At 66.6% G+C, this 26498-nt stretch carries 28 protein-coding genes and 1 riboswitch; of the genes, 15 read left to right on the top strand and 13 right to left on the bottom strand.

Going from position 1 to position 26498, the window contains the following annotated elements; translation table 11 throughout:
• Nucleotides 1–76: 76 nt before the first annotated feature.
• The 5 genes from DTA22_RS21740 to DTA22_RS21720 all read left to right on the top strand — a co-directional run bounded on the left by DTA22_RS21740 (nt 77) and on the right by DTA22_RS21720 (nt 3621).
• A complete protein-coding gene (locus tag DTA22_RS21740; RefSeq protein WP_037245034.1) occupies nt 77–400 on the top strand; it encodes a type VII secretion target in 324 nt (107 codons plus the stop codon).
• Nucleotides 401–402: 2 nt separating this feature from the next.
• A complete protein-coding gene (locus tag DTA22_RS21735) occupies nt 403–1593 on the top strand; it encodes a C40 family peptidase (protein ID WP_112300855.1) in 1191 nt (396 codons plus the stop codon).
• Nucleotides 1594–1601: 8 nt separating this feature from the next.
• Nucleotides 1602–1946, top strand: a complete 345-nt coding sequence (locus DTA22_RS21730; protein WP_037245031.1) for a hypothetical protein — start codon at nt 1602–1604, stop codon at nt 1944–1946.
• Nucleotides 1943–2248 carry a YbaB/EbfC family nucleoid-associated protein gene (locus DTA22_RS21725; RefSeq protein ID WP_037244909.1) on the top strand — a complete coding sequence of 102 codons (306 nt, stop codon included), beginning with the start codon at nt 1943–1945 and terminating at the stop codon, nt 2246–2248. The genes DTA22_RS21730 and DTA22_RS21725 overlap by 4 nt, the downstream gene beginning before the upstream one ends.
• A gap of 128 nt (nt 2249–2376) precedes the next feature.
• Nucleotides 2377–3621, top strand: a complete 1245-nt coding sequence (locus tag DTA22_RS21720; protein ID WP_037244907.1) for a hypothetical protein — start codon at nt 2377–2379, stop codon at nt 3619–3621.
• A gap of 20 nt (nt 3622–3641) precedes the next feature.
• Here the strand turns inward: DTA22_RS21720 and DTA22_RS21715 are convergent, their stop codons facing one another.
• From DTA22_RS21715 to DTA22_RS21705, 3 genes are read right to left on the bottom strand one after another with little or no spacing between them, the layout of a single operon-like run.
• A complete protein-coding gene (locus tag DTA22_RS21715) occupies nt 3642–4727 on the bottom strand; it encodes an adenosine deaminase (RefSeq protein WP_037244904.1) in 1086 nt (361 codons plus the stop codon).
• 9 nt (nt 4728–4736) lie between these two features.
• Entirely contained in the window at nt 4737–6032 is a 1296-nt protein-coding gene (locus DTA22_RS21710) for a thymidine phosphorylase (protein ID WP_037244901.1), read from the bottom strand.
• Complete coding sequence (locus DTA22_RS21705) at nt 6025–6429, bottom strand: cytidine deaminase (protein WP_037244899.1); 405 nt, start codon at nt 6427–6429, stop codon at nt 6025–6027. Before DTA22_RS21705 ends, DTA22_RS21710 begins: the two co-directional genes overlap by 8 nt.
• A 255-nt stretch (nt 6430–6684) precedes the next feature.
• On the opposite strand from DTA22_RS21705, the gene sdhC reads away from it, so the two are divergent.
• From sdhC to DTA22_RS21675, 6 genes are all read left to right on the top strand, one after another.
• Nucleotides 6685–7089, top strand: a complete 405-nt coding sequence (gene sdhC, locus DTA22_RS21700) for a succinate dehydrogenase, cytochrome b556 subunit (RefSeq protein WP_005239889.1) — start codon at nt 6685–6687, stop codon at nt 7087–7089.
• A gap of 1 nt (nt 7090) precedes the next feature.
• The gene (locus tag DTA22_RS21695; protein WP_005239887.1) at nt 7091–7534 is read left to right on the top strand and encodes a succinate dehydrogenase hydrophobic membrane anchor subunit; all 444 of its coding nucleotides are present in this window, start codon (nt 7091–7093) and stop codon (nt 7532–7534) included.
• A 15-nt stretch (nt 7535–7549) separates the two neighbouring features.
• Entirely contained in the window at nt 7550–9301 is a 1752-nt protein-coding gene (gene sdhA, locus DTA22_RS21690) for a succinate dehydrogenase flavoprotein subunit (protein ID WP_037244896.1), read from the top strand.
• The gene (locus tag DTA22_RS21685) at nt 9301–10080 is read left to right on the top strand and encodes a succinate dehydrogenase iron-sulfur subunit (protein WP_005256985.1); all 780 of its coding nucleotides are present in this window, start codon (nt 9301–9303) and stop codon (nt 10078–10080) included. The genes sdhA and DTA22_RS21685 overlap by 1 nt, the downstream gene beginning before the upstream one ends.
• A gap of 156 nt (nt 10081–10236) precedes the next feature.
• Nucleotides 10237–11232 carry a malate dehydrogenase gene (locus DTA22_RS21680; RefSeq protein ID WP_112300854.1) on the top strand — a complete coding sequence of 332 codons (996 nt, stop codon included), beginning with the start codon at nt 10237–10239 and terminating at the stop codon, nt 11230–11232.
• A 118-nt stretch (nt 11233–11350) separates the two neighbouring features.
• Nucleotides 11351–12631 (top strand): D-alanyl-D-alanine carboxypeptidase family protein, encoded by a 1281-nt coding sequence (locus DTA22_RS21675; RefSeq protein ID WP_112300853.1) that lies wholly within the window; start codon nt 11351–11353, stop codon nt 12629–12631.
• 18 nt (nt 12632–12649) lie between these two features.
• Here DTA22_RS21675 and yhjD read toward each other — a convergent pair whose 3' ends face one another.
• The 5 genes from yhjD to DTA22_RS21650 form a co-directional block, all read right to left on the bottom strand.
• Entirely contained in the window at nt 12650–13681 is a 1032-nt protein-coding gene (gene yhjD, locus DTA22_RS21670) for an inner membrane protein YhjD (RefSeq protein WP_037244891.1), read from the bottom strand.
• Nucleotides 13678–14712 carry a tryptophan--tRNA ligase gene (gene trpS, locus DTA22_RS21665; protein ID WP_037244889.1) on the bottom strand — a complete coding sequence of 345 codons (1035 nt, stop codon included), beginning with the start codon at nt 14710–14712 and terminating at the stop codon, nt 13678–13680. The genes yhjD and trpS overlap by 4 nt, the downstream gene beginning before the upstream one ends.
• 52 nt (nt 14713–14764) lie before the next feature.
• Entirely contained in the window at nt 14765–15571 is an 807-nt protein-coding gene (locus tag DTA22_RS21660; protein WP_112300852.1) for an exodeoxyribonuclease III, read from the bottom strand.
• Nucleotides 15572–15606: 35 nt separating this feature from the next.
• Nucleotides 15607–16830: an MFS transporter gene (locus DTA22_RS21655; RefSeq protein ID WP_095867335.1), complete on the bottom strand. Its 1224-nt coding sequence runs from the start codon at nt 16828–16830 to the stop codon at nt 15607–15609.
• A gap of 198 nt (nt 16831–17028) precedes the next feature.
• Complete coding sequence (locus DTA22_RS21650; protein WP_005560536.1) at nt 17029–18252, bottom strand: NADP-dependent isocitrate dehydrogenase; 1224 nt, start codon at nt 18250–18252, stop codon at nt 17029–17031.
• 274 nt (nt 18253–18526) lie between these two features.
• Nucleotides 18527–18647, top strand: a riboswitch (SAM riboswitch).
• A 117-nt stretch (nt 18648–18764) separates the two neighbouring features.
• Between DTA22_RS21650 and DTA22_RS21645 the strand changes: the two genes are divergently transcribed.
• Both DTA22_RS21645 and metX read left to right on the top strand, forming a co-directional pair.
• On the top strand, nt 18765–20048 hold the full coding sequence (locus DTA22_RS21645) for a bifunctional o-acetylhomoserine/o-acetylserine sulfhydrylase (protein WP_005257028.1): 1284 nt from the start codon (nt 18765–18767) through the stop codon (nt 20046–20048).
• Entirely contained in the window at nt 20045–21169 is a 1125-nt protein-coding gene (gene metX, locus DTA22_RS21640) for a homoserine O-acetyltransferase MetX (RefSeq protein WP_037244882.1), read from the top strand. The genes DTA22_RS21645 and metX overlap by 4 nt, the downstream gene beginning before the upstream one ends.
• Nucleotides 21170–21199: 30 nt before the next feature.
• Here the strand turns inward: metX and DTA22_RS21635 are convergent, their stop codons facing one another.
• The 3 genes from DTA22_RS21635 to DTA22_RS21625 are packed head-to-tail and all read right to left on the bottom strand — an operon-like array spanning nt 21200 to nt 22985.
• Nucleotides 21200–21484: a DUF3017 domain-containing protein gene (locus DTA22_RS21635; RefSeq protein WP_005239865.1), complete on the bottom strand. Its 285-nt coding sequence runs from the start codon at nt 21482–21484 to the stop codon at nt 21200–21202.
• A gap of 1 nt (nt 21485) precedes the next feature.
• Entirely contained in the window at nt 21486–22346 is an 861-nt protein-coding gene (locus DTA22_RS21630; protein ID WP_174233840.1) for a bifunctional methylenetetrahydrofolate dehydrogenase/methenyltetrahydrofolate cyclohydrolase, read from the bottom strand.
• Between the two features lie 33 nt (nt 22347–22379).
• Nucleotides 22380–22985 carry a pentapeptide repeat-containing protein gene (locus DTA22_RS21625; protein ID WP_037244878.1) on the bottom strand — a complete coding sequence of 202 codons (606 nt, stop codon included), beginning with the start codon at nt 22983–22985 and terminating at the stop codon, nt 22380–22382.
• 181 nt (nt 22986–23166) lie between these two features.
• Here DTA22_RS21625 and DTA22_RS21620 point away from each other — a divergent pair, with 181 nt between their 5' ends.
• Both DTA22_RS21620 and DTA22_RS36330 read left to right on the top strand, forming a co-directional pair.
• Nucleotides 23167–23412, top strand: a complete 246-nt coding sequence (locus DTA22_RS21620) for a hypothetical protein (RefSeq protein WP_112300851.1) — start codon at nt 23167–23169, stop codon at nt 23410–23412.
• A 535-nt stretch (nt 23413–23947) separates the two neighbouring features.
• Nucleotides 23948–24109 carry a hypothetical protein gene (locus DTA22_RS36330; protein ID WP_174233839.1) on the top strand — a complete coding sequence of 54 codons (162 nt, stop codon included), beginning with the start codon at nt 23948–23950 and terminating at the stop codon, nt 24107–24109.
• 5 nt (nt 24110–24114) lie between these two features.
• Here DTA22_RS36330 and DTA22_RS21615 read toward each other — a convergent pair whose 3' ends face one another.
• Both DTA22_RS21615 and DTA22_RS21610 read right to left on the bottom strand, forming a co-directional pair.
• Entirely contained in the window at nt 24115–24528 is a 414-nt protein-coding gene (locus tag DTA22_RS21615) for a helix-turn-helix domain-containing protein (protein WP_146777786.1), read from the bottom strand.
• A 48-nt stretch (nt 24529–24576) separates the two neighbouring features.
• Nucleotides 24577–24891, bottom strand: coding sequence for a hypothetical protein (locus DTA22_RS21610; protein ID WP_112300849.1), 315 nt, complete (start codon nt 24889–24891; stop codon nt 24577–24579).
• Nucleotides 24892–26498 lie beyond the last annotated feature (1607 nt).

Here is a 26498-nt window from a genome sequence, read left to right as displayed (position 1 = left end):
ATCGGGGGTGGAACCGAATCGGTCTCACCTGCGTCCAATATGGTGACCGGGATCAAATCCGACTGGGGGGATGACGATGAACGACTTGAGGGCGGATACCGCGAGTATCGCCGAGTTCGCAGCCACGGCCGCGACCATGTCGGCGGAGATGCAGGCCGCAGGTCTCGGGGCCGCTGCCGCGGGGCCGCTCCTGCTCGGACCGGTCTTCGGGGTGATCGGCGGAGACTTCGTCGCCGCGTTCGCCACGGCGCACGCCGCGCACCTGGCTTCCATCGAGAAACTGTCCGGCGTCCTCGGCGGGATCAGCGCAACCGCCCTCGCGAACGCCGCCACGTACGAGGGCACCGAGGCGGCCACCACGGCCGCTCTCGCCGCGCACGCGGTCGGGCTGGAGGCCTGACCGTGATCCCCATCGATCTCCTCACCCGCCCGATCCTCGATCTGCTCGGGGCGTTCGGCAGCGGCGTCCTCCCCGCCGGCGGACCGGCCGACGCCCTGCGCGCGTCCTCGGTCGCCATCGACGCCGTGCACGACACCGGGCGCACCGGCATCAGCTCGATCTACGGCGACTGGCAGGGCAAGGGCGGCACCGGTGCGATCGTGAAGACCGAGGAGGCGCAGCGGTCGACGGTCGCGGTCTCCGATCGCGGCAACGACATGGCTGCCGTCGTCGCCGAGGCCTCCGAGATCGTCCGGGCCGGAATGCTGCAACTGCAGGAGATCCTGCAGTCGTTCATCTCCCTCGCGGTCGCCGCCGGACCCGCCCTGGCCACCCCACCCGGTCAGGCGATGATCATCGCGGCGGCGCTCGACCACCTCGGCCGGGCCACCGCGGTCGTCGCGAAGGTGCGGGCCGAACTCGGCGAGCAGACCGGCAGGATGATCGCCCTCACACCCACCGAAGACACCCCGTCCGCGCCCGCTGCCGCCGCGCCCGCGAGCACGTCCGCGGCCAGCACGATGCCCGCCTCCGCGGCCCCCGTCGCGCCCGCGGGCTCCGAGGCGGTGAGCCGCGCGGCGTCCGGGTTCGCGAGTTCGTCGGGAACGTCGCCGATGTCGGGCCTGACGAGCATCGCCGCCCCGGCCGCACGCTCCTCGGGGGGACGCGGTTCGGGCGGATCCCGCGCGGATTCCCTCACCGGCAGGTCCGGCGGTACCGGTCACGGGCCGTCCACCTCGGACTCCGCCCACGGCGGCGAGGGTGTCGAGGTGGTCCTGCCCGACGGCAGCACCGCCGTCGCCCCCAACAAGGAGGCGGCCGACGCCGTCCGCAACGCGCTGTCGCAGCAGGGTGTCCCGTACGTCTGGGGCGGGACGTCACCCGGCGAGGGCCTCGACTGCAGCGGACTGACACAGTGGGCGTACGGCGAAGCCGGCGTGGGTCTTCCGCGCCTGGCGCAGGAGCAGAACGTCGGCACCGCGGTCGACCCGGGCGACCTCATGCCGGGCGACCTCGCCGTCTGGGACGGTCACGTGGCGATGGTGATCGGCAACGGCCAACTCGTCGAGGCCGGTGATCCCGTGCAGGTCGGTCCGATTCGAACCAGCAACAGCGGCATGGGCTTCTACGGCTTCTACCGACCCACGGAATGACAGGAATCATGTTTCCCCCCACCCCACCCCCGGCCGGCACCACGGCCGCAGTGAGCAACCGCTCCGGCACCGTCTCGGTCCGGACCACCGAGCAGGGCCTGCCACTCGAACTCCGCATCGATCCGCGTGAACTCCGGTACGGCGGTCAGCGACTCGCGGACGAGATCCTGACGCTCTGCAGGCGCTCGGCCTTGGAGGCCGGGGCGCGGCGGCGCGACGAACTCGCCTGCGACGGCATGCCCGCCGAGATCCTCGACAAGCTCGGTCTGCCCACGCGCGCCGACGTCGCGGCCGCGCAGGCGATCGAGGACGAGGAAGAACCCACCCCGGCGAGCTGGATGCGACCACTGTGAGCGAACACGACATGGATGCGATCGTCGGGCGGGCCACCGAACAGGTGAATCTGCTCGAGGAGGCCCTCGCCGGGCTTCAGGCGATCACGGCGCGCGCATCGAGCGAGTCCGGTCAGGTCACGGCCGAAGTCGACGGGAACGGCACGTTGACCGGTCTCTGGATGGACGACTCCATCTCGGCGCTCGACGCCCGCACACTCGCGACGATGATCACGAGCACCACGCAGGAGGCCGCCCGGCTCGCCACCGAACGGCGCACTCGGGTGATGACGACGCTGCAGGACGCGTTCGGGAAGGTGTGACCCTCACTCCGCGGCGAGTCGACGACCGTCTGGCTGAGCGGCATCTCGTCGGTGCGGGGAATACGTCGGAAACGGTCCGCAGACAGCCCGGGTATAACTTTGGCCGCGGGGTCGATAGGCTTCGCGCCATGGCTGGAGACATCGTCCCGATCGAACTCGGTCTCACCGACGGCGACCTCGTGACACTGTGGGCACCACGGTGGCGTGAGGGCGACGACGAGTGGGAAGCATTCCTTGGTCACGAGGAAGACCTCTACGGGTTCGAATCAGTGGCAGAACTCGCTGCCTTCATCCGCACGAACACCGACAACGATCTCGTCGAGCATCCCGCCTGGAGTGTGGTGTCCGGGCTGTCCGCCGCCGAACTCGAGCCCGACGAGAACTTCTGCTTCGATCTGATCGGTGTGCCGGAGCTGGCGGCGAGCGACCCCGAAGCTCTCGTCGTGAGCGAACTCGAAGACACGCTCAACATGGTGCGCAACATCGGTGAGGTCTGCGAACTGGATGTGGTCACCAAGTTCTTCAACGCGAACCCCATTCTCGGCGCGCTCCCCGCAGGTGCCAGCGCATTCGAGGGCCGCGAGGGCGAGGAGCTGTGGGCCCAGATCGGCACCGCCATCGCGAAGGGCTGGGATGACGTCCTCGACGCCGTCGACAACATCGTCGCCACCCCCGAGGTGGACGCCGAGGCCGTAGCCGTCGCCGAGGCCGAACTGGTGGCCGCCGACGAGAACACCGTCGACGTGGACGACGTGGCCGACGAGGCCGAGGAAGACGAGGAGTTCGTGGCACTCGACCTCGATACCGAGGACGAGGAGGAGGACGACTCGTTCTGGGGTGCGGTGGGTGTCGACCCCGTCAAGATCATCACGTCCGGGGAGACCTACTTCACTCTCCGCTGCTACCTCGACGACGACGCGCTTTTTCTCGGGCGTGACGGCGCGATCTTCGTCTTCACGTCCGAACGCGCGCTGGCCCGCTACCTCGCCGACAACCACGAGCACGCCCTCGCGCAGGTCAGCACGTACGAGGAGATCCAGGTGGCGGCCGTCGACGGATCGCTCGAGGTCGAGGTCACCGACGAGAACGTGTACGTCCTGCCCGGTCTCGCCGACGACCTGGCCGCCGGCCCGGAGTCCGTGGACGCGGACCAGCTCGACCTCGCAGTCGAATTGTTCACCGATGCAGCCGATTTCGCCGACGACGATTCGGTGGAAACCGCACTCGCGACGTCCGAGCCGCTGGGGTGGTACGTCTCGTTCGTCCTCAACCCGGATCCGACCCGGATGGCGCCCAGCGCACCGTTCGACGCCGAGGCCGAGGCGTGGCGGACGCTCGAGCGGGAGTTCGAGGCCCGCCTGCGGACGGTGTGAGCGCCCGCCCTCTGGGGCGCTCAGCCCACCAGCACGGCGAATCCCGGCTTGATCACCTCGTCGATCAGCTGCAGCCGCTGATCGAACGGGATGAATGCCGATTTCATGGCGTTGATGGTGTAGCGCTCGAGATCCGTCCAGCCGTATCCGAACGTCTCGACGAGGCGGAGCATCTCCTGACTCATGCTGGTGTCGCTCATCAGCCGGTTGTCGGTGTTGACGGTCACCCGGAACCGCAGCCGGGCGAGCAGGTCGAACGGATGGTTCTCGAGGGCGTCCACGGCCCCGGTCTGGACGTTGGAACTGGGACACAGTTCCAGGGGGATCCTCTTGTCCCGCACATAGTTCGCGAGCGTGCCCAGCACCGGGACGCCGTCGTCGCCGATCGTGATGTCGTCCGTGATCCGGACCCCGTGCCCGAGCCGGTCGGTCCCGCAGAACGCGATGGCCTCGTGGATCGACGGCAGACCGAACGCCTCGCCCGCATGAATCGTGAAGTGTGCATTGCTGCCCCGCATGTACTCGAAGGCATCGAGGTGGCGGCTGGGCGGATTGCCGGCCTCGGCGCCGGCGATGTCGAAACCGACGACGCCGCGGTCCCGGAACCGGATCGCCAGTTCCGCGATCTCCCGGGACCGCGCCGCGTGCCGCATCGCAGTGAGCAGAACGCCGATCCGGATGTTCTGGCCGCGCACCTCCGCCGCCGACTCCCCGGCCTCGAACCCCAGCAGGACCTGTTCCACCACCTCGTCCAGGGTGAGCCCCTCTTCGAGGTGCTGCTCCGGGGCGAACCGGACCTCGGCGTAGACCACGCCGTCGTCCGCGAGGTCCTCGGCGCATTCACGGGCGACGCGTTCGAGCCCGACGGGTGTCTGCATGACCGCGACCGTATGAGCGAACGTCTCGAGGTATCTCTCGAGCGAGCCGCTGTCGGCGGCCTCCCGGAACCACGTGGCGAGCGCAGGCGCGGTGTCGGCGGGCAGCGCGTCGTAGCCGCAGTCGCGGGCGAGTTCGAGAACCGTCTCGGGCCGGAGACCTCCGTCGAGATGGTCGTGCAGCAACACCTTCGGCGCTCGGCGCAGGGCCGACAGATCCAGTGCGGTCATGCGACGACGTTAGCGTGAGGGATCCTCTATCCGCTCGATGACGAGCGGCGTGGTCACCGACGGCGCGTCGGCCACGACCGTCCAGGCTTCGGAAAGTGCGGCTTTCGCCGCGGCGAACCGTTCGGGCGTGTCGGTGTGCAGCGTGACGAGCGGGGTGCCCACCGACACCGTCTCCCCCGGCTTCGCGTGCAACTCGATGCCCGCCCCCGCCTGCACCGGCTCGCCCTGTCGCGCGCGACCCGCACCGAGCCGCCATGCGGCGAGCCCGACCGCCATGGCGTCGAGGCCGCACACCACCCCGTCCGACTCGGAGAGCAGCACCTCGGTGTGCCGGGCCGTCGGCAGCGGCGCGTCGGGGTCGCCGCCCTGGGCGGCGATCATCCTCCGCCAGCGGTCCATGGCGGAGCCGTCACGCAGTTTGTCGGCGGGGTCGACTCCGTCGATTCCGGCTGCCTTCAACATTTCTCGCGCGAGCTCGAGGGTCAGTTCGACGACGTCGGACGGGCCGCCGCCGGCCAGCACCTCCAGCGATTCCCGCACCTCCAGCGCATTGCCCGCCGTGTGGCCGAGTGGCGCGTCCATCGCCGTGAGCAACGCCATCGTCCGCACTCCGGCGTCGCTCCCGAGGTCGACCATCGTCTGGGCGAGCTCCCGCGCGTCGTCGAGCTTCTTCATGAACGCGCCCGACCCGACCTTGACGTCGAGCACGAGCGCACCGGTGCCCTCGGCGATCTTCTTGCTCATGATCGAGCTGGCGATCAGGGGAATCGACTCGACCGTCCCGGTGACGTCGCGGAGCGCGTACAACCGCCGGTCCGCCGGTGCCAGGTCCGAGCCCGCGGCGCACACGACCGCTCCGACGGCGGGATCGGACAGGATCTCGGCCATCTCGGAGGTGTCGAGGTCGGCGCGCCAGCCCGGGATCGACTCGAGCTTGTCGAGGGTTCCGCCGGTGTGACCGAGCCCGCGTCCCGACAGTTGCGGCACCGCGGCGCCGCACGCGGCGACCAGCGGTGCGAGCGGGAGCGTGATCTTGTCACCCACACCACCCGTCGAGTGCTTGTCCACGGTGGGCCGGCCGAGGTGGGTGAAGTCGAGGCGGCGACCGGACGAGATCATCGCCGTGGTCCAGCGGCTCACCTCCTCGCGGGTCATCCCACGGAAGTAGATCGCCATGGCCAGCGCCGACATCTGCTCGTCCGCCACGACCCCCCGGGTGAATGCCTCGACCACCCAGTCGATCTCTGCACCGGACAGTTCTCTGCCGTCGCGCTTGGCGGCGATGATCGACGAGGCGTCATGCATGGCTGATTCTCCCCTTCTCCTCCGGACCGAAAGCGTCCGGCAGCAGCTGTTCCAATGGGCGCACGCCGACCCGGTGGTCGACAAGCAGTGCGGGGCCGCCGTGCTCGAAGAGAATCTGCCGGCAGCGTCCGCACGGCATGAGTATGTCGCCACTCGCGTCACAGCAGGTGAAGGCGATTAATCGCCCGCCGCCGCCCGCAAATAAGTTACCGACCAGTACGCACTCGGCGCAGAGCCCCAAACCGTATGAGACATTTTCCACATTGCATCCGACGACGATGCGCCCATCGTCCACCAGCGCCGCTGCTCCCACCGCGAAGCCGGAGTAGGGCGCGTAGGCCCGACCCATCACCTCATGCGCGTTGGCGCGCAACAGTTTCCAATCGATCTCGACCATAGTTTCCCATCCAATCACGTGGGCTGAATGGATGCAGAGATTCGCCCGGGACAGCCCGATTCGTATTGGAGAGGCAAACCTAAGTTCAATTGCGGGGGGCGTACGAACCCCGACTCGAATTAGTTCCCCCGTTTCCGTTGGGTTTAGAGTTCAGAGAAGTCGGTTCAGGATCACGTCGGGTCCCCAGTTGTGGTATGTCCGCAACGCTGCGCAGACTCGACACGTCCACCAATGACGTTGGAGGCACAGCACTCGATGAGTACTACGACTGAAGCCGCTCCGGCCAAGGAGCGCACACGGTCGCTTTACCGGGGCGACCCCGGAATGTGGTCCTGGGTTTTGCACCGGATCACAGGCGTAATGACGTTCTTCTTCCTATTCGTGCACGTGCTGGATACCGCGCTGGTGCGGGTCAATCCCGACACGTACGACAGTGTCATCGAGACCTACAAGAACCCGATCGTCGGGCTCATGGAGCTCGCGCTCGTCGCCGCGGTGCTGTACCACGCACTGAACGGTGTCCGGGTGATGCTGGTGGACTTCTGGTCCAAGGGACCGCAGTACCAGCGCCTGATGCTCTGGGTAATCCTCGCGATCTGGTTCCTGGTGATGATCCCGGGCGCCGGCCGCATCTTCTACAACATGTTTGCGGGGCACTGACATGACGACAGAAGCCAAGAGTCTCGGCAAGACCTACGACCGTCCCGCCAGCCTGGACAACCCGCGCTCTCCGCGCCGGACCTCGAAGAACAACTTCGAGCTGTACGCCTGGCTGTTCATGCGGTTCTCCGGACTCGCACTGATCTTCCTCGTGCTCGGCCACCTCTTCATCATGCTGATGCTCGACGACGGTGTGCACCGCATCAACTTCGCGTTCGTCGCAGGCCGCTGGTCCAGCCCGTTCTGGCAGTTCTGGGACCTCACCATGCTGTGGCTTGCCCAGCTGCACGGCGGAAACGGACTCCGCACGGTCATCGCGGACTACTCCCGCAAGGACTCCACGCGCTTCTGGCTGACCACGATCCTCGTTCTCTCGATGATCCTGATCATGGGCCTCGGCACGTACGTCATCTTCACCTTCGACCCCAATATCTCGGCGAGCTAGGGGAGCACAGACTTCATGCAGGAACACCGTTATGACGTGGTCATCGTCGGTGCCGGCGGCGCCGGCATGCGCGCAGCGATCGAGGCCGGTCCCCGCGCCCGCACCGCGGTACTGACCAAGCTCTACCCCACCCGCAGCCACACCGGCGCGGCCCAGGGCGGCATGTGCGCCGCACTGGCGAACGTGGAGGAAGACAACTGGGAGTGGCACACCTTCGACACGGTCAAGGGCGGCGACTACCTCGCCGACCAGGACGCCGTCGAGATCATGGCCAAGGAGGCCATCGACGCGGTGCTCGACCTCGAGAAGATGGGTCTGCCGTTCAACCGCACGCCCGAGGGCAAGATCGACCAGCGTCGTTTCGGTGGTCACACCCGCGATCACGGTAAGGCCCCCGTGCGCCGCGCATGTTATGCCGCGGACCGCACCGGCCACATGATCCTGCAGACGCTCTACCAGAACTGCGTCAAGCACGACGTCGAGTTCTTCAACGAGTTCTACGCACTCGACATCGCGATCACCGAGACGGAGAACGGCCCGGTCGCCACTGGCGTCATCGCCTACGAGCTGGCCACCGGTGAGATCCACGTCTTCCACGCGAAGTCCATCGTGTTCGCCACCGGCGGCTCGGGACGCATGTACAAGACGACGTCCAACGCGCACACCCTCACCGGTGACGGCATGGGCATCATCTTCCGCAAGGGTCTTCCGCTGGAGGACATGGAATTCCACCAGTTCCATCCCACAGGCCTGGCCGGGCTCGGCATCCTCATCTCCGAGGCCGTGCGCGGTGAGGGCGGCATCCTCCGCAACGCCGACGGCGAACGGTTCATGGAGCGCTACGCCCCCACCATCAAGGACCTCGCACCCCGCGACATCGTCGCGCGGTCGATGGTTCTCGAGGTCCTCGAGGGACGCGGCGCGGGGCCGAACAAGGACTACGTCTACATCGACGTGACCCACATCCCCGAGGAAGTCCTCGACGAGAAGCTCCCCGACATCATGGAGTTCTCCCGCACCTACCTCGGTGTGGACCCGGTCAAGGAACCCGTGCCGGTGTACCCCACCTGCCACTACGTCATGGGCGGCATCCCCACCAGGATCAACGGTGAGGTCCTGCGCAACAACGACGAGATCGTCCAGGGCCTGTACGCCGCCGGCGAGTGCGCCTGCGTCTCCGTCCACGGCGCGAACCGTCTCGGCACCAACTCGCTGCTCGACATCAACGTCTTCGGACGCCGCGCCGGCATCGCCGCCGCCGAGCACGCCAACAACAGCGAGTTCGTCGACATGCCCGAGGCACCCGAGAAGATGGTCGACGACTGGATGGCCACCATCCTGTCGGACCACGGTCACGAGCGTGTCGCGGACATCCGCAGCGAGCTGCAGCAGTCCATGGACAACAACGCCTCCGTGTTCCGCACCGAAGAGCGCCTCACCCAGGCACTCGCGGATGTGCGCGCACTCAAGGAGCGCTACAACCACATCACGGTGCAGGACAAGGGCAAGCGCTACAACAGCGACCTGCTCGAGGCCGTCGAGCTCGGCTTCCTCCTCGAAATGGCGGAGGTCACCGTGGTCGGCGCGCTGAACCGCAAGGAATCGCGCGGCGGCCACGCCCGCGAGGACTACCCGGATCGCAACGACGCCGAGTACATGAAGCACACGATGGCATACAAGGAGGGCGACGGCCTGCTCTCCGACATCCGTCTCGACTACAAGCCGGTAGTCCAGACCCGCTACGAGCCGATGGAGCGTAAGTACTGATGAGCGCACCTGCAGTCGACAAGAGCGAGAACAAGTCGGATCTCCCTCCCGTGCCCGAGGGCGCCGTCATGGTCACCCTCAAGATCGCGCGGATGAACCCGGAGTCCGGCGAGGGCCAGCACTGGGACAGCTTCCAGGTTCCGGCGCTGCCGACGGACCGCATGCTGAACCTGCTCCTGTACGTGAAGGGCTACCTCGACGGCACCCTGACGTTCCGCCGCAGCTGCGCCCACGGCGTGTGTGGTTCGGACGCGATGCGGATCAACGGCGTCAACCGTCTGGCCTGCAAGCTCCTCATGAAGGACATGCTGCCCAAGGACGGCAAGCCGGTCACGATCACCGTCGAGCCCATCAAGGGCCTGCCGGTGGAGAAGGACCTCGTCGTCGACATGGAGCCCTTCTTCGACGCGTTCCGCGCCGTGAAGCCGTTCCTCATCACCACCGGCAACGAGCCCACCCGTGAGCGCATCCAGTCGCAGCACGACCGGGCACGTTTCGACGACACCACCAAGTGCATCCTGTGTGCCTGCTGCACCACGTCGTGCCCGGTGTACTGGAGCGACGGCAGCTACTTCGGCCCCGCCGCCATCGTCAACGCGCACCGCTTCATCTTCGACAGCCGTGACGAGGGTGCGTCGGAGCGTCTCGACATCCTCAACGACAAGGACGGCGTCTGGCGTTGCCGGACCACGTTCAACTGCACCGACGCGTGCCCCCGTGGCATCCAGGTGACGAAGGCGATCCAGGAAGTCAAGCGCGCGCTGCTCTTCGCGCGCTGACCCAGGTCTGCCGAGCACGTTCACAGGGCGCCCCCGACCACATCCGGTCGGGGGCGCCCTGCGTCGTGTCCAACCTCACTGTCCGAGCGGTCCCACGGTGAAATCCCCGCGCTAGTGTCGAGAACAGATGCTCCCGACGGACAGTGAGGTTCACACATGGCGCAGTCGCCCAGTCCCGCAGTGGTCACGGTCACCGGAGCGGCAGGCAGCATCGGCTACGCGGCACTGTTCCGGATCGCTGCAGGCGCGATGCTCGGACCCGACACCCCGATCCGGCTGCGGCTCTTGGAGATTCCGTCCGCCGTGTCCGCTGCCGAAGGTACCGCGATGGAACTCGACGACAGCGCCTTCCCGCTGCTCCGCGACGTCGAGGTCCACGACGACCCGAAGCGGGGCTTCGACGGCACCGATGTGGCGCTCCTCATCGGATCGCGTCCCCGGTCCAAGGGCATGGAGCGTGGCGACCTGCTGGCCGCGAACGGGCAGATCTTCACCGTGCAGGGTCGCGCGATCAACCAGGTTGCCGCGGACGGAGTCCGGGTGCTGGTCGTGGGCAACCCGGCCAACACCAACGCGCTGGTCGCCGCGAACAACGCCCCCGACATCCCCGCGGAGCGATTCACGGCGCTGACCCGGCTCGACCACAATCGCGCGATCGCCCAGCTGGCACGGCGCTCCGGCGCCGCGGTGAAGGACATCCGCCGCGTCGCGATCTGGGGTAACCACTCGAGCACCCAGTACCCCGACATCTTCCATGCGCGGGTTGGGGACCGGTCCGGTGCGGAGTTCGCCGCCGACCGCGAATGGCTCACCGGCGACTTCATTCCCACGGTCGCGAACCGTGGCAGCGCGATCATCGAGGCTCGCGGCGCATCCTCCGCGGCCTCCGCCGCCAACGCCGCGATCGACCACGTCCACGACTGGGTGCTCGGCACCCCCGAGGACGACTGGACCTCTGTGGCCCTGCCCTCCACCGGCGCCTACGGCGTGCCGGAGGGATTGGTGAGCTCGTTCCCGGTTCGCTCGGTCGACGGGTCGTGGCAGATCGTGGACGGCCTGGAGATCGACGACTTCTCACGGAAGCGGATCGACGCGTCGGTCGCGGAACTCGAGTCCGAACGCGACGCCGTCCGGGTCATGGGTTTCATCTGATCCGGCGTCCCCCTTCCGAAACGGTCGCGCGGACGTCACGAAAGCGTGTCGACACGCGTCCGTTTTCGGAAGTCGACCGGTCGTCGCATACGCTGCCTCTTCGATGATGTGGCGTCGAGTGTGTACCGCGGTCGTGTCCGGAACCCTGCTGGCCGGACTCTCGGTGAGTGCTGCCGGGGCCATTCCGCCCGCGGTGCCCTCCTCCCCCACCGCCACACCGTTCACCACCCCGAACACCGACAACTGCCCCAACCGGTCGGCCCCCGCGCCTGCGATCGACCTGTCCGAGGTACCCCAGCCGGGTGATCCGACACCGAGCGCCGTGTCCGTGCCCGACGAGCCGGTGGGCGGGCCGAAGCTGGACGGGTGCGGGGTGATCCTTCCCGACGACGCGCCGGCGCTACCCGCCGACATCGCGGCGTCCGGCTGGGTGGTCGCGGACATCGACACCGGCGACGTGCTCGCGGCGAAGGACCCGCACGGCCGCTACCGGCCGGCGAGCACCATCAAGATGCTGCTGGCTCTCGTGGCGCTGGGCGAACTCGATCTCGACAAGACCGTGACCGCCACCGCCGAGGACGCCGCTGTGGAGGGCAGCGCGGTCGGGATCGGCAAGAACGGTCAGTACACGAACCGGCAGCTGATGCAGGGCCTGGTGATGGCGTCGGGGAACGACGCCGCCCACGTCCTCGCCCGGCAACTCGGCGGCGACGCCGCGACGGTCGACAAGATGAACCACCTCGCCGACACCCTCGGCGCGCACGACACGAGGACCGCGACCCCGTCGGGGCTCGACGGCCCCGGAATGAGCAGCTCACCGTTCGACCTCGCACTCATCTTCCACACCGCGATGAAGAACCCGACGTTCGCGGCGCTCATCTCCACCGAGACGGTGCAGTTCCCGGGTTTCCCGAAGGACCCGGCGATCCCGGACGACCAGGACCGGCCCCCGTTCGCACTGGCCAACGACAATCAGCTGCTCTACAACTACGACGGGGCGCTGGGCGGCAAGACCGGATTCACCGACGACGCCCGCCACACGTACGTCGGCGGCGCCGATCACGATGGTCGCCGCCTGATGGTGACGTTGATGGGAGCCGAAGCCCAGCCGATCCGGCCGTGGGAGCAGGCGGCACGACTGCTGGACTACGGTTTCGCCCTCGACCGCGACGCCCAGGTGGGGTCACTCGAGGACCTGTATCCGGCCGAAGAGGGCTCCGCCGCGGTGCTTGCCGCACCGCCGCAACAGGATTCGGCCGCGGCGACGAGTTCCGTCGTCGCGTCGGGTTCCGACCACCCCGACAACACACTGGCACTGCGGGCAGGTGTGGGGGTCGTCGGGGCGGCGGTCGTCCTCGTCCTCGTGCTCTGCGCGCGCCGGCTGTCCCGCAGGCGCTGACGGGCCGCGGCGCCCGGCTCAGCGCTTGTTGCGGGTGAACAGTCCCGACAACCCGAGCGCCGCAACGGCGCCCACACCGACCAGGGCGAGTCCCCCACGCACACCCGGGCCCTCGTGCACCTCGATCCGCGGGGTGATGACAGCCGGATCCGGCGGCGGCACAAAGGCGAGCGCGAGGCTGGCGCGGGTGGTCGCGGCCCACGCCGTCGAGAAGAGCAGCATCCGGCACGTCAGGTAGATGAACACGAGCAGACCGATGATCGGACCGAACGCCACCCCGGCCGGACCCGCCGTGACCGCCGAGAGGTAGATGGCACCCACCTGCTTGAAGATCTCGAACACCACGGCCGCCAGCAGCGCCCCCTTGAGGGCACTGCGGAACGTCACGGGTTCGCGCGGCAGTCGCGCGATCACCCAGGTGAACACCGCCCACGTCGCGAGAAGCGACACCACGGTCGACAGTGCGCGCAACCCGGAATCGATTCCGGGCACGTCGTCGAGGTTCAGCCACTCGACGACCGTTCGGGCCACGGGACCGCTGCTCAGCGCGGAGGCGCCGAGGGAGACCACCATCGCCAGCCCCAGCCCCAGCAGAGCGGCCGCGTCGCCCAGCTTGGTTCGCACGAATCCCTTCGACTCGCGCTGGCTCTCCCACATCGCCGTCAGCGCGTCGCGCAGGTTCGCCATCCACCCGAGTCCCGCGTAGGCGGCACCGAGCAGACCGAGAACGCCCACGCTGGCGCGGGAGGCGATCGCCGAGTCGATGACGGTGTTGAGCGTCTCGCCCAGACTTCCGGGAACGTTCTTGGTGATGCTGTCCTGCAGTTCCTGCAGCAACTCCGGCTGACCGGCGAGGACGAAACCGGCGATGGCGAACGCGACCATCAGGATCGGAATCAGGGCGAGCACACTGAAATACGTGATTCCCGCCGCGTAATAGTCGCCCTTCTGCTGCTGGTACCGCTGTGCGGCCCGCATCAGATGGTCGAACCAGGGGCGCGCTGCCCGCTGCCTGTCGAGAAAACTCGGTTCGTCAGCCACAGTGCTCATCCCTTCGGTGTCAGAAACCCAACCTTCTCGTACACGGCCGCCAGGGTCTGTGACGACACCTCACGGGCGCGGTGGGCACCGGCCGCGATGACACGATCGAGTTCGGCCTCGTCCGAGAGGTACGCCTCCACCTTCGCTTTCAACGGTGTCACGAACTCGGCGAGGACGTCGGCCGTATCGGTTTTCAGGTCGCCGTATCCCTTGCCCTCGTACCCGGACACCAATGTCTCGACCGGGGTGCCGGACAGCGCGGACTGGATGGTGAGCAGGTTGCTCACACCGGGCTTGGCCTGCGGGTCGTAGCGGATCTCCCGCTCGTTGTCGGTGACCGCGGACTTGATCTTCTTCGCCGACACCTTGGGGTCGTCGAGGAGGTTGATCAGCCCGGCGGGGCTCGGACCGGACTTGCTCATCTTCGACGTCGGATCCTGCAGGTCGTAGATCTTGGCGGTGCCCTTGATGATCTGGGCCTCGGGAATCACGAACGCCTTCCCGAACCGTGTGTTGAACCGCTGGGCGAGATCGCGGGCCAGTTCGAGATGCTGACGCTGGTCCTCGCCGACGGGGACCCGCTGCGGACGGTAGAGCAGGATGTCGGCAGCCATCAGCACCGGATACGTGAACAGGCCGACGCTCGCGTTCTCGCTGCCCTGCTTGGCCGACTTGTCCTTGAACTGCGTCATCCGGCTCGCTTCACCGAAACCGGTGATGCAGTTGAGGACCCACGCCAGCTGCGCGTGCTCGGGCACCTGGCTCTGCACGAACAGCGTGGCGCGGTCGGGGTCGATTCCGAGGGCCAGCAGCTGCGCCGCCGCGATCTTCGTGCGACGGCGCAGCTCCTTCGGGTCCTGCGCCACCGTGATCGCGTGGAGGTCGGGGATGAAGTAGAACGCGTCGAAGTCGTCCTGCAGAGGCACCCACTGCTGCAGAGCACCCAGGAAGTTGCCGAGATGGAACGAGTCGGCGGTGGGCTGGATGCCGGAGAGCACCCGCGGTTTCGCGGTGGGTTTCTGAGCTGCAGGGGTCGACATGAGTACTGATCTTTTCACGTGCGCCGTGACGACACGAATCAGATACCGGTCGTCAGCGGTACTGGACGGTGACCGGCGCGTGATCGGACCACCGCTGGTCGTAGGTTTCGGCGCGCTCGACGACGGCCTGCTTGGCCCGCTCCGCCAGTTCCCGGGTGGCGATCTGGTAGTCGATGCGCCAGCCGGAGTCGTTGTCGAACGCCTTCCCGCGATACGACCACCACGAGTACGGCCCGGCGATGTCGGGATTCAGCTGCCGGACCACGTCGGTCCAGTGCGCGTCCTCGGCGAACAGGGCCCCGAACCACTCCCGCTCGTGAGGCAGGAACCCGGAGTTCTTCTTGTTGGTCTTCCAGTTCTTCAGGTCGAGTTCGGTGTGGGCGATGTTCCAGTCGCCGCAGACCACGACGTGCCTGCCCGCCGTGGCGGCGGCCGCTGCGGTATCGGTGAGGTACCGGGCGAAGGAGTCCATGAACCGCTCCTTCTCTTCCTGCCGGGGCGTCTGGGCCTCCCCGGAGGGCAGGTACAGGCTCGCCACGGTCAGGTCGTCGAAGTCGGCCTCGAGGTAGCGGCCCGCGGTCGCGAACTCGTCGTCACCGTGGCCGACACGGAAGGCGTCGGCAGGTTTCCGGGACAGGATCGCGACGCCGTTGCGCCCCTTCGACGACGGTTCCGCCGACACCAGATTCCATCCGCCCTCCAGGGCGGGCGCGAGCGTCTCGGCGAGTTGCTCGTCGGACGCCCGCGTCTCCTGCAGGCAGACGACGTCGGCCTCCGTGCGCTCGATCCACTCGGTGAGTCCCTTGCGGGCGGCCGCGCGGACGCCGTTGACATTGACGGTGGTGATGATGTGTGGCACGGCAAGCACCGTAGCGGACGCGTACGACAGCGCGACTACCGAGACGAACGGGCGCTGCGGCGTTCCATCGCGACCGCCACGGTGAGAACCACGAGTCCCGCCACGGCGAGCAGAGCACCGACCGCGGCGGGCGCCGTGTAGCCGTAGCCGGCCGCGATCACGACGCCACCGATCCACGCCCCGAACGCGTTCGCGATGTTGAGGGCCGCGTGGTTGAGGGAGGCGGCGAGGGTCTGGGCATCGGCGGCGACGTCCATCAGCCGGGTCTGCAGTCCGGGAACCATCGACGCACCCGCCGCACCGACGAAGAACACCAGCAGCAGCGCCGTGTACGGGTTGTGCGAGGCGATCACGAAGATGCCGAGCAATACCCCGAGCGCCGTCATCGATACGAACAGACCGGGAATCAGCGCCCGGTCTGCGAGCCGGCCGCCGATCAGGTTGCCCGCGACCATGCCCAGCCCGTAGATCATCAGGGCGAGCGGCACCAGCGACCGCGACAGCCCGGCGACGTCGGTGAGCGTCGTGCTGATGTACGTGTAGACGGCGAACATGCCACCGAACCCGACCATGCCGATGATGAGCGTCATCCACACCTGCGCGCGGCGCAGGGCACCGAGTTCGGTGAGGGGATTCGACATCCGCATGGCGGCGAGCGCGGGCACCCACGACCAGATCGCGCCCAGTGTCACCACACCGATCACGGCCACGAGCGCGAAGGCGCTGCGCCAGCCGAGCGTCTGGCCCAGCCACGAGGCGACGGGAACGCCGACGACGTTGGCCACCGACAGTCCCATCATGACGAGAGCGACCGCCCTGGCCCGCTGGCCGCGGTCCGCGAGGTGCGCCGCCACGAGGGCCGCGACACCGAAGTAGGCGCCGTGCGGGAGGCCCGCCACGAACCGCGCGGCCATCAGCACGCCGTAGTTCGGCGCGAACACGGTGGCGGCGTTGCCGATCGTGAACGCCGCCATCAACGCGATCAGCAGCGTCTTGCGGGGCACCCGCGCGGTGAGCGCCGCGATGAGTGGCGCGCCCACGACCACACCCAGCGCATACGCCGAGATGACGTGCCCGGCCGTCGGCTCGGTGATCCCGAGACTCGACGCCATCTCGGGCAGCAGCCCCATCGCCACGAACTCGGTGGTCCCGATCCCGAAGCCACCGAGCGCGAGCGCAATCATGGCGAGCTTGCGGACGGACGGATGTTGCGCGATGACACCGAGGTGCTCGGGGCGGACGGGGGTGGAGGTGCTCACAGAAGAACTTTCGACTAGGCAGAGAGACGGCTACGCGGCGCACGGCGCCTCGTTGCGCAACGACCCACGTCGAAATTCTCTTCCCCGGATTCCGCTTTTCGCGCATCGAGCGACCGTGAGATGACTCACCCGGGCCCGGAGACGCCGAACGGGACGCCCCGTGAGGGACGTCCCGTTCGTAACGCTGTGGCTCGGTGCCTACTGCTCGGCGATGGCCTTCTGGAGGTTGATGTCCAGCGCACCGAGGAACTCCTCGGTGGTCAGGTAGCCCTGGTCACCGCCGACCAGCATCGCGAGGTCCTTGGTCATCTGGCCACCCTCGACGGTCTTGATGACCACGTCTTCGAGCTTCTGGGCGAAGCCGATGACGTCGGGGGTGTTGTCCAGCTTGCCGCGGTGCTCGAGTCCACGGGTCCACGCGAAGATCGACGCGATGGGGTTGGTGGACGTCGGCTTGCCCTGCTGGTGCTGACGGAAGTGACGCGTCACGGTGCCGTGTGCGGCCTCGGCCTCACACGTCTTTCCGTCCGGGGTCAGCAGCACGGAGGTCATGAGGCCGAGCGATCCGAAGCCCTGCGCGACGGTGTCGGACTGGACGTCGCCGTCGTAGTTCTTGCAGGCCCAGACGTAGCCGCCCTCCCACTTGAGCGCCGACGCGACCATGTCGTCGATGAGGCGGTGCTCGTAGGTGAGGCCTGCCGCGTCGAACTCCGGCTTGAACTCGGTCTCGTAGACATGCTGGAAGATGTCCTTGAACGCGCCGTCGTACGCCTTGAGAATGGTGTTCTTGGTCGACAGGTACACCGGGTAGTTCTGCTGCAGGCCGTAGTTGAGCGAGGCGCGCGCGAAGTCCTCGATGGACTTGGTGAAGTTGTACTGTCCCTGGACGACGCCGCCGCCCTCGGGGAAGTTCACCAGCTCGTGCTCGATCGGCTCGCTGCCGTCCTCGGGCGTGTAGGTGATCATCACCTTGCCGGGGCCGGGGACCTTGAAGTCGGTGGCGCGGTACTGGTCACCGAAGGCGTGACGGCCGATGATGATCGGCTTGGTCCAGCCCGGAACCAGTCGCGGAACGTTGGAGATGATGATCGGCGCGCGGAAGATCGTCCCACCGAGGATGTTGCGGATGGTGCCGTTGGGCGACCGCCACATCTTCTTGAGACCGAATTCCTCGACGCGTGCCTCGTCCGGGGTGATGGTCGCGCACTTGACGCCGACGCCGTGCTTCTTGATGGCGTTGGCCGCGTCGACGGTCACCTGGTCGTCGGTCTCGTCCCGGTACTCGATGCCGAGGTCGTAGTACTCGAGGTTCACATCCAGGTAAGGATGGATCAGTTTGTCTTTGATGAACTGCCAGATAATGCGCGTCATCTCATCGCCGTCGAGTTCGACGACGGTGCCCTCAACCTTGATTTTGGACATGGGTGCTTCGCGTCCTCCTAGGAAGTTTCCCTGGTTACACGGTTGCGGGCGCACTTTGTGAGTGGGTCCGCGAACGGTTCGCTTATCAAACGTAGACGGTCAAGGCGGCCCCTGGGGAGACCGCACCTAAACAAGACAAGCGTACTGCTATGCGAGCGGCTCGCAACATGTGGGGCGCACGACCCACCCCTACTCGCGGGTAACTTTTCCCTGCTAGCGGCCCTGATCGGTGCCGTTTCCGGTCGTTCCGCCTCAGCCGCTAAGATTCACTCCAGGTCATGAGTGCCAGCAACGAGCCCCGGCTAGCTGGCCGGCAACCCTCCACCGCGGTGGGGTGCCCCGGGTGATGACCTGGTTCCCTGATTCATACAACAGTCGGGTGACAAGCGCGGGTCCGACATCGGAGGTTCATGATGTGTTGTTGTTGTCGTAGATAGACCCCAGACAAGCCCTGCGCGCGAACGAACCAGCACTCCGTCCGCGCCTCGTCAGACCACTGGAGTAGACAGCACATGACCGAGAACTGGTCGTTCGAGACCAAGCAGATCCACGCCGGGCAGACGTCCGACGCGACCACCAAGGCGCGGGCGCTGCCGATCTACCAGACCACCTCGTACACGTTCGACAGCACCGATCACGCTGCCGCGCTGTTCGGGCTGGCCGAGCCGGGCAACATCTACACCCGCATCATGAACCCCACACAGGACGCGGTCGAGCAGCGCATCGCCGCCCTCGAAGGCGGCGTCGCCGCACTGTTGCTGTCCTCCGGACAGGCAGCCGAGACGATCGCGATCCTGAACCTCGCGGAGGCAGGCGACCACATCGTCTCCAGCCCGCGGCTGTACGGCGGCACCTACAACCTCTTCCACTACACGCTGCCCAAGCTCGGCATCGAGGTCTCGTTCGTCGAAGACCCCGACGACCTCGAGCAGTGGAAGGACGCGGTCCGGGACAACACGAAGGCGTTCTACGGCGAGACCATCTCCAATCCCCGCAACGACGTCCTCGACCTGCCCGGCATCTCCGGGATCGCGCATCAGCACGGACTCCCGCTGATCGTCGACAACACGGTGGCCACCCCCTACCTGATCCGCCCCCTCGAGCACGGCGCGGACATCGTGGTGCACTCGGCCACCAAGTACCTCGGCGGCCACGGCACCGCGATCGCCGGTGTCATCGTCGACGGCGGCACGTTCGACTGGACCCAGGGGCGCCACGGCAACTTCACCACCCCGGACCCGAGCTACCACGGCGTCGTCTACTCCGAACTCGGACCGCCCGCGTTCGCCCTCAAGGCGCGCGTGCAGCTGCTCCGCGACCTCGGTTCGGCGATCTCCCCGTTCAACGCGTTCCTCATCGCGCAGGGCCTCGAGACGCTGAGCCTTCGGATGGAGCGACATGTGTCCAACGCGACCGCCGTCGCCCAGTACCTGGAGGCGCGACCGGAGGTCGTATCCGTCGGATACGCCGGGCTCCCGTCGTCGCCCTGGCACGACCGGGCGAAGCAGATCGCGCCGAGGGGTGCGGGCGCCATCGTGACGTTCGAACTCGCAGGCGGCATCGACGCGGGCAAGAAGTTCGTCAACGCGCTCACCCTGCACAGCCACGTCGCGAACATCGGCGACGTCCGCTCGCTGGTGATCCACCCCGCGTCCACCACACACTCCCAGCTGACCCCCGAGGAGCAGGCCGCCAGCGGCGTCACCCCCGGACTGGTCCGCCTGGCTGTCGGCATCGAAGGGATCGACGACATCATCGCCGATATCGAGACCGGACTTACGGCGGCGGCATCTTGACCGTGAGCGCTGTACAGAACCTGCCCGTGGCGGACGGACGTCTCGGCACCATCGACATCGGATCGCTCGAGCTCGAGAGCGGAACGGTGATCCCGTCGGTGTCCCTCGCCGTGCAACGATGGGGTGAGCTGTCCCCGAACCGCGACAACGTGGTGCTCGTCGAGCACGCCCTCACCGGCGACTCCCACGTCACCGGACCCGTCACCGACGAACACCCTTCCCCCGGCTGGTGGACCGGAATGGTCGGTCCGGGTGCGCCGATCGACACCGACGAGTGGTGCGTCATCGCGACCAACGTCCTCGGTGGCTGCCGCGGCACCACCGGTCCCGGTTCGATCGCCGAGGACGGGCGCCCGTGGGGCAGCCGCTTCCCCGAGATCTCCATCCGCGACCAGGTCGCGGCCGAGAAGAAGTTCACCGACCTGCTGGGCATCGACAAGCTGGCGTCCGTCGTCGGTGGTTCGATGGGCGGAATGCGCGCGCTCGAGTGGGCCGTCACCTACCCGGACCAGGTGGCGTCAGCGCTCGTTCTCGCCGTCGGAGCCCGCGCGACCGCCGACCAGATCGGCACGCAGACCACCCAGATCGCGGCCATCACCAGCGACCCCGACTGGCAGGGCGGCGACTATCACGGCACCGGCCGTATCCCCCGGGCCGGACTGCGCATCGCCCGCCGGATCGCGCACCTGACGTACCGCAGCGAGAGCGAACTCGACTCCCGGTTCGCGAACTCGCCGCAGGACGGCGAGGACCCGTGGCGCGGCGGACGGTACTCCGTCGAGAGCTACCTCCAGCACCAGGCCGACAAGCTGGTCGGCAGATTCGACCCGAGCACGTACGTGCTGCTGTCCGAGGCCATGAACCGGCACGACGTGGGCCGCGGTCGCGGTGGCATCGCCGCGGCGCTGGGGAAGATCACCGCACCCGTCATCGTGGGCGGCGTCGACTCCGACCGCCTCTACCCGATCCGCCTGCAGGAGGATCTGGCCAACGACATCCCCACCTGCGACGGACTGCGCGTGCTCAACTCGCGGGACGGCCACGACGGGTTCCTCACCGAGGCCGCCGCAGTCGCGAAGCTGCTCTCCGAGACGATGCAGCTGGCACGCACCGGGCGCTGACACCGGCGCGGGCGACGCCCGCTCGGACCGCTAGTCGGTTCCGAGCGGGTCGATCGACACGGCCAGCCACACGATCGCGCCCCCGACGGCGACGAGCGCGCCCACGTCGAAGGGCTTGCTGCGCACCGCGAGCAGCCCCACGCGCTCCGACGGCATCATCAACCGGAAGACCGCCGCGAGCAGCGTGGCGACACCGAACACGAACGCCCCTCGCCGCCACCGATCCGCGAGCACGAACACCACGGCCACGACGATGACGACGAGGACTGCGAGCATCGGCAGGTTCTTCTTCGCGAATTGCCCCCAGTCGGCCATCTCAGCCGAGAGACGCTGCGACACGCTCGGCCCGCTCCACGACGTTGGTCAGCAGGAAGGCGCGGGTGAGCGGTCCGACACCACCGGGGTTCGGGGACAGGAAACCGGCGACCTCGGCGACGTCCGCCGCCACGTCGCCGCGCAGTCCGTCCTCGGTGCGGCTCACGCCCACGTCGAGCACCGCAGCGCCGGGCTTGACCATGTCGGCCGTCACCAGACCGGGAACACCCGCCGCCGCGATGACGATGTCGGCGCGGCGGACCTCCGCGGCGAGGTCCCGCGTGCGGGTATGGCAGAGCGTGACGGTGGCGTTCTCGCTGCGCCGGGTGAACAGCAGACCGATCGGGCGGCCCACTGTGACACCGCGACCGACGACGACGACGTGCGCCCCCTCGATCGGCACCTCGTACCGGCGCAGCAGGTGCAGGATGCCGCGCGGCGTGCACGGCAGCGGCGCCTCCTTGCCCAGCACCAGCCGGCCCAGGTTGACCGGGTGCAGGCCGTCGGCGTCCTTGTCGGGGTCGATGCGCTCGAGGGCCGCGTTCTCGTCGAGCTGCTTCGGCAGCGGCAACTGCACGATGTAGCCGGTGCAGTCGGGGTTGGCGTTGAGCTCGTCGATGGTGGCGTCGAGCTTCTCCTGCGTGATGTCACCGGGCAGGTCGCGGCGGATCGAGGTGATCCCGACCTTCGCGCAGTCGTTGTGCTTCCCGCGCACATAGGCGGCCGACCCCGGGTCGTCCCCCACCAGAACGGTGCCGAGACCGGGCGTGATGCCCTTGTCCTTCAGGGCGCTCACCCGCACCTTCAGGTCTTCGAAAATCTCGTCGCGGGTCGCCTTGCCATCGAGGATCGTTGCAGTCACGTGCCCCATTGTTTCAGGTTCGCCATACGCGCGTCAGGTCGGTTCCACCACGAGCCCGTTGGCCGTCGCGTACGCGATGGCCTGGGTGAGCTCGATCTGCGCCTTGTCCAGCGACACCGCCGTCCACAGGTTCGCGTCGACGTGGGCCCCGCGCAGGTCCGCGCCGTCGAATTTCGCGCCGCCGGTGCGGGCGCCGAACAGATCCGCGGCGCGGAGTACGGCGCGGCGGAGGTCCGTGCGGACGAGGTTGGCTTCCCGGAACCGGCAGTCCGTGAAATCGAGTCCGCGCAGGTCCGCGCCGCCCAGCGACGCGAGCGTGAAATCGCATTCGTCGAAGACCATCGGGCGCAGCCTGCAGTTGTCGAATTCCGAACCGAGGAAGCTGCAGTTGCGGAACTCGCTGTGCCACAGCGTCGTTCTGGTGAACGAGCACGAGCGGAACGCCGTCCCCACATGACGCGACTCGGCGAGGTCGGCGCCCGTGAAATCGCATTCGGTGAAGATCACCGACTCGGTGCGGAGTTCACTCAGGTCGGCGTCGCGGAAGTTGCATTTCGTGTAGTGCCGCCGCTGCCAGTTCTGCGCGGGGAGTCGTGCGTCGCCGTAGTCCTCACCCACCACCTCTTCTACCGGATCCATGCGTCCATCATGCCGCCTCGCGGAGTGCCCCTAAGCTGTGCGGGTGTTCCGAGTGATGTTCCACGAGTGGGATTGCAGCTTTAGCGCAACTGGATAACCCCAGGTAAACCCCACAAATGAAACGACCCCGGTAGGTGCTACCAACACCGACCAGGGTCTAGGACACAACGGAGCAGCCGTTATGAACCGTAGGCACAAGTCTAGCGTCCAGCGTCAAGCGGACGCCTACACGATCAACCAAGCCGCTGATCTTCTCGGTGCCGACACCGAGGACGTCATCGACGCTGCCGGTCTCACCTTGGGTGAGCTGGAGCTTGGAGCCGTCGAGATCGGTCTCTCAGTGACCGACTACCGGAGCGTCCCGGTCCTCCGGGAACAAGACCTCCGAGTCATCGCATCCCGACTGGATGCTCAGCCCTACCTCTGACACCACCAAAGCCCTGAAAGTCGCTTAGAAGCGATCTCAGGGCCGAAACGGGGGTGCAGGTACAAGGGCCGATTCGGTAACCGAGGTCTTCACCCCCGTGTGTTCGTAGTCTCTGCGCCCGTAGATCCCAACGGGTGATCCGGCTAATCCCACACGGGGCACAACCGGAGTCGTCCCCGGTCAGAGCGGGATCTCCTCCCATGCGCCGACAAGCGCATTCGAGTACCACGGCTGGTCGCTTACCTAGAAGGACCGCCCGACGACCCTTGCCGTCGACAGACGGAGACCGTGGTACACATCCCGGCCGGTGGGTGAGCGAGTAATACCCGTGACCCGACACTGACCGCATACCCGTACTCCTAACTGCGTACCGGTGGCGCGTTCCTGTCTTCCAAACAGACAGGGACACCCGCGCCCCACCAGCCTTCAGCACCCGGTGTAGTTTCCCGCAGCGTTCCCGGCTCTCAGATGCACCGAGAGCCACGAACACCAGAGCCGTAAGATCTTGGGACACAACCACGAAGGAGACGCGAGGATGCCCTCCGCAGACGAGATCGAAGCAGCAAAGACACCCAAAGGCGGATGGACCCGCGACCAGCTAGCCCGGTGGGGTGTTCCCTGGCCGCCACCGAAAGGGTGGCGACAGCAACTGATCAAGACATCCGAGAAACGAGCCGAGGAACTGGACTGGAGCTAACCCAGTCACCTCGAAGGAGGTGTCCATCCTCGCAACTGCGCCCCTCGTGAAGACGAACGATCCACCACGACGGGAGCCGCTGGCTCAGCCGGAACAATCACCTCGGTTCGACGCTGTTGCATCCGCTTAGCGAGCTGGCTCAACAGCTCCTCATCGGTCAACAGATCCGGGTCGGGAGCGACCACCGGCACAATCCCGAGTTCATCCGCTGTCACCGCACCGGCTGCCAGCAACGCCCTGGTGACGGGAACCCCGAACGCCTCCGCTACCAACCGGATCGACTTGATCCCAGGTTCCATGCCGTCGTTCATCCAACGCGAGACGACAGACGCGTTGAGACCAATCTCCTTGGCTAGCCGATTCCGGGTCCAGCCGTTGGCTTCCAGGTGCGAACTAACGAAAGAAACCCATCTCGACATGCTCGGAGAGTAGCCGGGGTCTTTCGGGACCCCGGCCACGCCCTGGGGCTAGACCAGCCAGTCTCGGAGTTCCTTGAGTTCAATCATCGACGCCCGAGCATCCCCATCGCGTTCGATGACTTGGTCCAGTGCTTCCGCGAAACGGTCGCGGTCCTCGTTGGACAGAGTCGGGCTTCTCCGAATCGAGGTGCCATTAGGCAACTCCAGCTCGAATCGGTCGATCACGTTCTCGTCGTGATTCTCGACTGGGACTTGAGTTACCTCGTCGCTCTCATCGACACCAGCGCCACGCGCCAAATCGACCAGGTTGAAAAGGTCCCCCCAAGTCAGTTCGTACAGATCAGCACTCACCTTGATTCCCATAGTGGGAGATCGTATGCCCGTGAACCGACTACGCCCTTTGGTCGACACGAGAAAGCCCCTCACGAGGACGGGACAGTCCGCTGAGGGGCGAGAGCAGTCTACGGAACCCCCAGCATTGCGTTGCAGGCTGAGTGCAACGTTGCACCGGCAGCCCGTGACACTGTTGCACTTGAAGAGTGCAACGTGGCACCCGTGGATACCGCGGATGTCGCACCCGTTGCGGTGCAACACTCCCAGGTCACAGCCGTGTTGCACCCTGATGTTGCACCGGAACATGGCACCGATGTTGCACGCGTCGCACCGGGGTGCAACGTGCGACGCAACGTCCCCAGGCCCTGCAATGCAACGACGCAACGCCACCAGGTTGCACTCAGACCGACCAGATTTGTCTACTGACAGGAAACAGTCCGAGGTCACTTTCCGGTGGCCCGGTGCCGAGGTTTGGCCGGCACTCGCTGACCAGCGGATTTGACGCTGGTCCCGGACCTGGCCTACGCGCGTACACACGCGCCCGTCGTTTAGAGATTCCTTCAGGAATCTCCCGTAAGAGATCCCCTCAGGGATCTCGTTACCGGTAGTTGTTCTTACTGGTCAACGGTAGTTTCCAGGACCTCAGGGTCCTGGTAATTCTTCCCCCAACTGGGAAAACCGGGGTTTAGTTCCTTGTTTCGCGTGCCCGCGTGAGGGGCCGGAAACATCACCTGACCTCGACATACGCGAATGCTGGTGCCCAGCGTCCACGCAGACGCATCGGACCCCCGTATCCATGAAGTTGTCCCACCTACGGCACTAGAGGCCGTCAGCGTGTCCCTCAGGGCCAGGAATCGGCATCGTGGATCCGGGTCAAGACACGACTTCATCCGGATCCACCCGTGGGCGCATCCTTAGGTTCCGACGGTACCAGACCGGCACGCCCGAAGGCGTGCATAGAGATATAAGGACAAGCACCCCCGATGGGGTGTTTCCTGACAGTAAACAAAATGAGTCAGATTAAGTGAAGCGCGTCACATAAGTGGGCTTAGGCCAGGGAAACTGAAAAACCCGCATGTACTACAGAGTGAGAGCCGAGGAAGACGAGCCTGTGAAGCTCGTCGCATCAGAGGGCTCACACTGCATCTCGGCGAAAACATACATGTACTACATAGTGAGAGGGAAGGCGAGGCGGTGAGTCTCGTCACAAACTAGGTTCAGATCCGACTTTTTTCAGAAAGTCGAACCTACTACATAGTGAGGGAGAGAGACGAGCCGTGAAGCTCGTCACAACAGAGGGCTCAGGGCAGGGAAATTTGAAAACCCGCACCTACTACATAGTGACGACGTACAGCTCCCGACGCACTCCCACAAGGGCTCTTAGCGTGACGTTGCTCACAGTGGGACTCCCCCTACCAGCATGTTCCCGCATCGTGGGAACTAGGTTCGGCCTAAATCCGAAAAGTTTCACCTACTACAGGGTGAGGGGAACGAAGTGACGACCCTTTTTCTGAAAGTCGAATGTACTACAGAGTGAGGGGTTAGACCCTCACACAAGAACTTGTCGCGGTCTCTCTCCCGCGACAGGCTGCGAGGTGCGGTGCCTCGCAGGGGTTGTTGGTGGTCCACCGGCCCGG

This window comes from Rhodococcus wratislaviensis (assembly GCF_900455735.1).
Taxonomy (GTDB): domain Bacteria; phylum Actinomycetota; class Actinomycetes; order Mycobacteriales; family Mycobacteriaceae; genus Rhodococcus_F; species Rhodococcus_F wratislaviensis.
Note: the sequence above shows the minus strand (reverse complement) of the source record. Positions and strands in the feature narration are given on the sequence as shown.